Origin of the sequence: Sutterella massiliensis, assembly GCF_016899755.1 — a bacterium.
GTDB lineage: Bacteria > Pseudomonadota > Gammaproteobacteria > Burkholderiales > Burkholderiaceae_F > Sutterella > Sutterella massiliensis.
Genome location: NZ_JACJJC010000135.1, coordinates 1 through 967 on the forward strand (window position 1 = coordinate 1; position 967 = coordinate 967).

The 967-nt window shown below is 58.7% G+C and carries 1 protein-coding gene; it reads left to right on the plus strand.

What is annotated here, in order from left to right; all coding sequences use genetic code 11:
- Nucleotides 1-155: 155 nt before the first annotated feature.
- A partial coding sequence (locus H6A60_RS11770; protein WP_205104851.1) for an IS110 family RNA-guided transposase occupies nucleotides 156-967 on the plus strand: 812 nt, incomplete at its 3' end.

Below are 967 nucleotides of genomic sequence, written 5' to 3' on the forward strand. Positions count from 1 at the left end.
TGGTGCAACGATGTGGAGACGGCGACTCGTTCCGCCGCAGGCGTGGACGGGCTATGCAGCCGTCACAGTAGGGAAGAGGGCCTCCTTGAGACCTTCGGTCTTTACGGCATCTACGTACCAAAATGTTCTTGCACAACATTTAAAAGGAGGCCCTCATGCCGAATTCTACTGACTTTCAGACCATCGTTGGCATCGACATTGCGAAGAGCGTATTTCAGGTCTACAGCTGCGATACCAAGACCGGCATCGTCTCGAATGAGAAGATCAAGCGAGACAGGTTGCTCGAGCACTTCACGAACGTTCCCGCGTGCAAAATCGGCATGGAAGCGTGCGGCAGTTCCCAGTACTGGGCCCGCAAGCTCACCGCCCTCGGGCACACGGTCAAGCTGATGGATCCCAAGCTCGTCAAGCCCTTCGTCTCTCATAACAAGAGCGACAGGGCCGACGCCGAGGGCATCTATCACGCTCTGCAGCAGGGCACGCGATGCGTGCCCGTGAAGAACGATACCGAACGTGACATCGACACGCTGCTGACGCTTAGAACGCGCTTGGTGAAGCTGCAAACCGGCGACATCAATCACGTGCGAGGTCTACTCGCCGAATACGGGCAGATCATGCCGCGCTCAACGGAGAGGTTTCTCGATGAGGTCGGCAACTGCGTCAACAGCCTTGAAGGCGATGCGGCTCAAGCGGTCATCGAAGAGCTGCGCCTGGTCGTGGACGGCATCCGCAAGCGGGCCGAGCGAATCAAGACGATTTCGTCGAACATCGCCGCCCTTGCGAAGAAAACCAAGCACGCAGCCAATCTCTTGACCGTGCCGGGCGTCGGCATCATCACGATGGCGTACATGTGTGTGCTCCTGTCGGAACCGCAGGTGTATTCGTCGGGAAGGCAGTTCGCCGCGTTCCTCGGCCTCGTGCCCATGCACACCGGCAGCGGCGGCAAGACCATCACGACGCATATCCC